At 56.1% G+C, this 6,719-nt stretch carries 3 protein-coding genes and 1 tRNA gene; 1 reads left to right on the top strand and 3 read right to left on the bottom strand.

Translation table 11 applies throughout. From position 1 onward, the window contains the following. Positions 1-730: ABC transporter ATP-binding protein (locus RMSM_RS00500; protein ID WP_008689920.1), on the bottom strand; the 730-nt coding region annotated here is incomplete at its 3' end. Positions 731-1,204: 474 nt separating this feature from the next. Here RMSM_RS00500 and RMSM_RS00510 point away from each other — a divergent pair. After that, positions 1,205-4,177, top strand: coding sequence for an ABC transporter permease (locus RMSM_RS00510; RefSeq protein WP_040763315.1), 2,973 nt, complete (start codon positions 1,205-1,207; stop codon positions 4,175-4,177). Positions 4,178-4,461: 284 nt separating this feature from the next. On the opposite strand, the gene RMSM_RS00515 is transcribed toward RMSM_RS00510, so the two are convergent. Next, positions 4,462-4,535, bottom strand: a tRNA-Arg gene (locus RMSM_RS00515). A gap of 407 nt (positions 4,536-4,942) precedes the next feature. Further along, on the bottom strand, positions 4,943-6,505 hold the full coding sequence (locus tag RMSM_RS00520) for a TlpA family protein disulfide reductase (protein WP_008689927.1): 1,563 nt from the start codon (positions 6,503-6,505) through the stop codon (positions 4,943-4,945). Positions 6,506-6,719: the final 214 nt, after the last annotated feature.

Here is a 6,719-nt window from a genome sequence, read left to right on the forward strand (position 1 = left end):
GTGCTGCCAGCGACTGTGCATCCTCGTGCGCACTCGTATGAAAACGTTCAACCATCGCACCATCCTTTAGCACGACCACCTCGTCGGCCCAGACCGCCACACTGGGTTCGTGTGTGACGATCACGATGGTTCGATTCTGTTGGTCACACAAATCACGCAGTAGTTTGCATATCGCTTCGCCGGTAACCGAATCGAGGCTGCCGGTGGGCTCATCCGCGAAGACGATGGCGGGGTTTGTGATCAGCGCCCGAGCGATCGCGACACGCTGTTGTTCTCCGCCGCTAAGCGAATCGGGGCGATGGTTTAGCCGCTCCAGAATGCCAAGTTGCAGTGCTAGTTCACGTACCTCGGTCTCATCGATTTGCTTGATTCCGGCGGCATACAGTGGGAACAAAATATTGTCATACGCGGTGAGCGATGGGATCAGATTGAACGCTTGAAAGACAAGCCCAATCCGTCGACGACGAAAGTGTGTTAATTGACGATCCGAGAGTGCGGCCAAGTCTTGATCATCGATCCAAATTGATCCGCTGGTCGGTCGAGTCAGTCCGCTCATCAGATGCAGCAAGGTGCTTTTGCCGGAACCACTCGCTCCCATCACTGCCACGAAGGCCCCCTGGTTGATCGTCAGATCCACATTCTTCAGCGCGCGAACCGATCGATCTCCATCGTTATAGATTTTAGTGAGATTGTTGACCAAAGTAGCCGGCGGAGCGTTTTTGTTATTCATTCGTTAAAAAACATCGGTTGGATGAACGGGGGATTTGTTGATCGGTACGAACAGTTGACCGACGGAGTGACGGTGGGTGGGATAGCACGGAGCGTGCCAGTTCTTTGACGGAGCGGCATGCGGCCGAGTCGTTGTGTCCCCCGTACTCGACAAAATACATCAAAAGAATTTGGGGGCTGGGTTCGAGGGGGCCGCGCGTCATCTGACGCCCGATCGTTTTCGGCGGCGAATAATTCGCCACCTGCGGTGACAATTTGGCCGGCGAAGCGAAGTTGTTGCGTTGCATTGTTCGGCTATCGACTTGAATTCAGTGGCGTTGGTGGGCCGGTCCGGCATTTGCATCGCCGCGGTTGCCATTACCGACTCGTCGACTTTCGCAAACACAATCGTTGATGCAGCGATCACCCCACTGCGAAGAACGTCGACCATTTCTTGACAGAAGAAAACGAAAACAGAAAAGCGAAACTCACCTGCATGTCTAGTCTCTCACTGATAATTAAACTCGTTGTCGCACAGATGCGACGTTCTCCCGGTCGAGCGATTGTGACGACAGTGGGGGTGATCGCATCGACCTGCGCCGTTGTTTGGGTGGTCAGCGGCTACGACGCACTGGTCTCACAATTCGACGAGAATGCTGGCAAGTATCTCGGGCGTTACGACGTTCTGGTGATGGCTGCGGGTCGGCCTCCGGGATCCCCGAGCCCGACGATTGCTCCAAAACTGATTGATGCGTTGGAGCAGGACGCGGGAGTCTTGGAAGTTAATCCCGTCAGCAATTATCGAGTGTCAGCCACTCGCGTGAGATCTGAATTGGACAGCGAGGAATCGGTTTCGTCGCTTGGCATCTTGGTTGGCGATCGGCCTCCGGTGAATGGCGCACCACCCGTCGGTCCGACACTCGTCAGCACGCCTGCGGCGGAGGAACCGTACGAATTGGTCAACGGTCAGTGGCTTGGCCGTGATCACCAAGCAAATTCCGCAGTCGTCACAGAGAATGTGGCAAACGGGATGAAGTTGTCGGTGGGCGACGAATTGAAGATCACTACATTTGGCAATCGTGTTCGGTTGCAGGTGGTTGGCATTGTCCAACAAGCTCCCGAGATGCCATCGCTCGGCGGTCGACGAGGTGGCCCGGCCGCAGGACGCGGTAACGGGACATCCGGCCGCGGCGGAGGAGCAGCGTCGGCACGATCGGAACACGGTGGTCAATCGGAACGACGATCCTCGGGGGAACGATCACCTTCGATCACTGCGGACGACGCAAAACATCAAATTGGACTGCCCAGTGGATTCATCACCGGTGTCGCCACCGATGCGATCTACGTTCGTCCTGAAATGGCCGAAAGAATCAATGGCTATCCGGCTCAGCCTCAGGTGCTGCAGGTTGCCCTGAGTGATACAATCACGATCGACCAATTTCGTGACGCCTGGCAAGATCGGCTGGCTACGGGACGGCCACCGCTGCGACTCGTCGATTATGAAGCGGTGCGTCGCGGAATGGAATCAAGCCGCTCGGTTTCGGGACAACAATCGCAAGCATGGGCAGCGACAGGGATGGCCTCACTGGCCGCGATTTTTATCATCTTTTCAACACTTAGCATGGGCGTGACTGAACGTGCCCGCGAGTTTGCGATGTTGCGTGCGGTCGCGTTGACGCGATCGCAAGTGGCGGGCATGATCGCGGTCGAAAGCGTGCTGTTGGCGCTGATTGGATGGGCCGGCGGATTGCTTGCCGGTTGGTTGATGGTGTTGGTGGGCAGTCGCGTTTTGCCTGGACTGTTCAGCTCGGGGGCGGTGCTGGGTTGGGCCAGTATCAGTCTGTCGGGATTGACCGTCGTCGTGGGTGCGTTTGCCGCGGCCATCTTGCCCGCGTGGCGTGCGATTCGGATCGAACCGCTCGACGCAATGTCCAATCGAGTTGCTGTACCTCGATATCGTTGGTGGGGCGTACTCGCAGCAATTGGACTGGCGCTGTCCGCTGTAACGCCAATCAGCGTATTTGCGATGCCGATGTCCGACGAGTGGCGAAGTTGGTGCTATTCGTTCGTCACGTATCCACTGCTGTTGTTGGGCATGATCCTACTGGCGCCGGCGATTGTCGTCGGATGCGAAAGAACGCTCGGACCGCTTGTCACGTCGCTACTCGGTTTGGATCGGCGGATGATGAAGACGCAATTGTCCAATAACCTATGGCGCAGCGTTGGTGCGACATTGGCGTTGTCGGTCGGTTTGGGACTGTATGCATCGACGCAAACGTGGGGCTATTCCATGCTTGTACCGTTCACTCCCGGCGATTGGTTGCCAGACGCGTTGGTGGCGTTTCATCCCGTTGGCGTGGCAGAGGAAGATGAATCGCTGATCGCCAAGGTCGACGGTGTGAAGTCGGACCAGGTGATGCGGCTTGCAATTGAACAAGCCAAATTTGATTGGAACGGAAGCGAGCCGCCAAGCCGATTGAGGTTCGCAGACAACGGGATCGTCTGCGGGCTCGATCCCCGAGTGGCGTTTGCCGAACGCAATCCGATGTTACCGGTTACCTTTGTCGCCGGAGACAAAGCGTCGGCGATCGCCGCCATCTCCGCTGGAAAAGGCTGTGTCGTTTCCGAAGATTTTTCGATGGCAACGGGGCTGCGTGTTGGTGACGACGTGACCTTTGTTCCGCCCGCTGCGGAAGCGGAACGCGTGACCTACAAGATCGCGGGCATCGTTTCGCTTCCAGGTTGGCAATGGGTGACAAAGTTCTCGGGAGTCCGGCGGCACTTCGTTCGCACCGGGACATTGCTATTTGCAAATTTCGGTGACGTTCATCGCGACTTTCATCTTCAGGACACCGAATTCTTTTGGGTGAATTTTAATGCGGGAACCGATCTGGCTGCTGTCGAGAATCAGTTCCAGTCGATAGCCGAGCGGCGCAGCGGGGAAACATTCACAGCCGCGTCCGTGGGAAACGTCAAAGCCTATCGACCGTTCGCTCGCATGACGGCGACCGAGAACGTCAAGGAGGCGATTAAGATGCGCGCCGACGGGATGATATGGGGGATGAGTTATCTGCCGTTGGTGACACTCGCCATCATGTCGCTGGCGATTGCCAACACCGTGATCGCATCGGTTCGTTCGCGGACTTGGGAATTTGGTGTCATGCGTTCGATCGGTGTCACTCGCAGCCAACTGATGCGGTTGGTGTTCGCGGAAAGTCTGTTGATCGCGTTGGGGGCATGCATACTGAGTCTGGTTTTCGGACTCATCGCTGGATGGTGCGGAGTGGGTATGGCACAGTTCGGAGGTTGGTTTGCGGGACCGCCTTCGTTCTTGATTCCATGGGGGCAATTGTCGATCGGGTTCGCCATGACGATCACGCTCTGTGTACTGGCAGGATTGTGGCCCGCGATCAAAACCGGCTTAGCCGAACCACTTCGTCTGTTGCAGTCAGCACGCGCGTCCCAATAACCAGGCAACACCGAAGCACGTTCCAACCCCCGTGCGCGGACAAGCATCATCCCCGGCAGGCAACGCCCCGAAAATTTAAACTAGCCCCAGCCCAACGGGCTGGTCGTTTGTTCGGATCCCTTGCCGACTCCTGGCAAATGGCCGGGCTAGATAAATTACTGGGCCTTTGGCGCCGAAGGGAATCAATGCTTCACAGCGCAGGTTATGCCGCGGGAGACATGATCCTCAGGCCACCATCAAGCCTCGGCAGGGGCGACAGCGATGATTTGCGGGGGAACGGAGAGCACGCCCAGTAGGATTCGAACCTACGACCTGTTGATTAGAAGTCAACTGCTCTATCCAACTGAGCTATGGGCGCGGGAGGTCTTTTCTTGACTCTGCGGAATTCTAACCACTTGCGACACAGATTCCCACGCCCCAAGTTCACGAAAATTCTAGGACAAAAAACGACGCGCCTCGCTGAACACCACCAAAAAACTCGTTCCTCAGGCTCCTGCCCGGGTACGGACTGCTTTTGAGGCTCTCGCGTCGTGTTTGTGTGCTCGGCAGGCGGGAGCCTGCGAAGGCATCGGGTTACCAGGCTGGAGCCTGGGAACCAGTGGGGATTGCCGAATCACTGCTGCCCGGGAATGCACTGCTTTTGAGGCTCTCGCTTGGTGTTTGTATGCTCGGCAGGCGGGAGCCTGCGGGGCGTTGGGTTACCAGGCTGGAGCCTGGGAACCAGTGGGGGTGATTGCTGAGAAGTGTCAAAAAACGACACTCAGTCTATTCGCTCTTCTTACCTGCCTCGACCAATTCCTTGATCTTGGCGTGGATTTCCTTGGCTGTCGCTTCTCCGGCTCCCGTTTTGACAAATTGCACCACGCCATCGCGATCGATCAGCACGACATGCGGGATGCCACGCACTCCATATTCGCTTGGCATCTCGCTCTCGTTGGGGGTCACCATCACCGGATGCTGCAATTGGTGATGCTCCAAAAAGCGGGCGATCGCAAACCGTTCGGTTGGCGGCGGTACGTCATCCTTGGAACGAGTGGCCTGCGATTTTTCTTCGTCCCAGTCAAAATTGTAGTACTGAGTCACTCCGACGATCTCAAAGCCTTGCTCGCCGAATTCCTCTCGCCACTGCCGCAAATGGGGGAACGTTGCGATGCACGGGCCGCACCACATCGCCCAGAAATCTAACAGCACGACTTTTCCTTTCAGCGATTCTTGCGTCGTGCCGGACGTATCGACCCAGGCGTCGACATCCCATTTCGGTGCCGGTTTGCCAATCAGACTGTCAACCGGTTTCACCGACGCGATTCGTTCGCGATGTAGGTCCAAACGACGGAGCATGGCACGAACGGTGGCGTTCCGCACTGCCAAAGAATTCAATGTGGCGGTCACCTGTTTGATTCGCTCCGTCGTTGCATCCGGATCGTCCTGACGCCACTGCGTGATCATCAAGTACTGCGTCTCGGCATACTCGTTCTGGATCGCCGCGGAATCGGGGTAGGCGTCCATCGCCGACGTGACGGACTGGTCAAGTTGGGTAATAAATTCTTCACGCCAACTGTCGTTCTCGCGGTCCGTCGTTGTCAGACTTCGCAACATGCGTAGCAAAGCCAACATCGTCTCTTCGTCAGAGTCTTTCGACTCAGTGGCCGAAACTAGCTTCTGCAAAACCGATTGCACGATCGCATCGGCGTCGTCCTGATGATCATCACGGACCAGGAAATGCGCTTTCAAGACCGCTAATTGGGAAAGCGGCAGTAGAGGTGTTTGTTGATCCTGCAACTCAGCGGATTGAAGTGCTTCGATGCCTCGATCGACTGCGTTTTCCAGCGTCTCGTCGTCACCCGAATGCCGGGTCATGTCTTGGATACTTTGCACCGTCATCAAGATGCCGAATTGGTTCGTCGGTTTCTCGCGATGCTTGCACTGGAATTCCAACAGCTTGCGGAATTGCTCGGCAGCTTCGTTGTACTGCTGCTGTTCGATAAAACGGGTCGCGACAGCATGGCGAAGTGTATTGAGATCTTCGGAGTCGGGATCCTTAGCGATCTGGGATTCCAAATATTCAGCGGCGTCAGAGAGATTCTCATCCATTCGCTCACGCAAGTCGTTCCATTGCTGACGGAACGTGTCGACCGAACTGGTGCGATCGCCATTACCATCATCTGCATGGGCGGGATTAAATTGGCCGGAACTGAAAAAGACAGAACCAACGACTATCGCGATCATGATCGCGATGATTCTCGCGTTCGTATGGGGAAACCGTGTCATCTCCGGTCCTTGTTCGAGCGTGTCTGTGAATAGTCCTGTTTCGATCGACTTCGTGTCCATGATAACGGGCATTCCGGTCGGAAATCAGACAGTTCAACTGAAAATCAGCTTCGATGCCGTTTTTTCCAGTCGCTCAATCGCGTACCCCGTTGGGGATCGTGATGCGATCCAGTATCGTGTGTTTGGGGGTTGCCTGACAACACTCCGATGGTATCGAACGAATCATGCCATTGTCCCTATGCACTTGTTCGAGCGATCCCGATGCACGAGAAAC

Origin of the sequence: Rhodopirellula maiorica SM1 (genome assembly GCF_000346295.1) — a bacterium.
GTDB classification, from domain to species: domain Bacteria; phylum Planctomycetota; class Planctomycetia; order Pirellulales; family Pirellulaceae; genus Novipirellula; species Novipirellula maiorica.

Excerpts from the sequence above, each read along its gene's own strand:
- RMSM_RS00510 (WP_040763315.1), top strand. The coding sequence starts at position 1,205 with ATGTCTAGTCTCTCACTGATAATTAAACTCGTTGTCGCACAGATGCGA.
- RMSM_RS00520 (WP_008689927.1), bottom strand. The coding sequence starts at position 6,505 with ATGGACACGAAGTCGATCGAAACAGGACTATTCACAGACACGCTCGAA.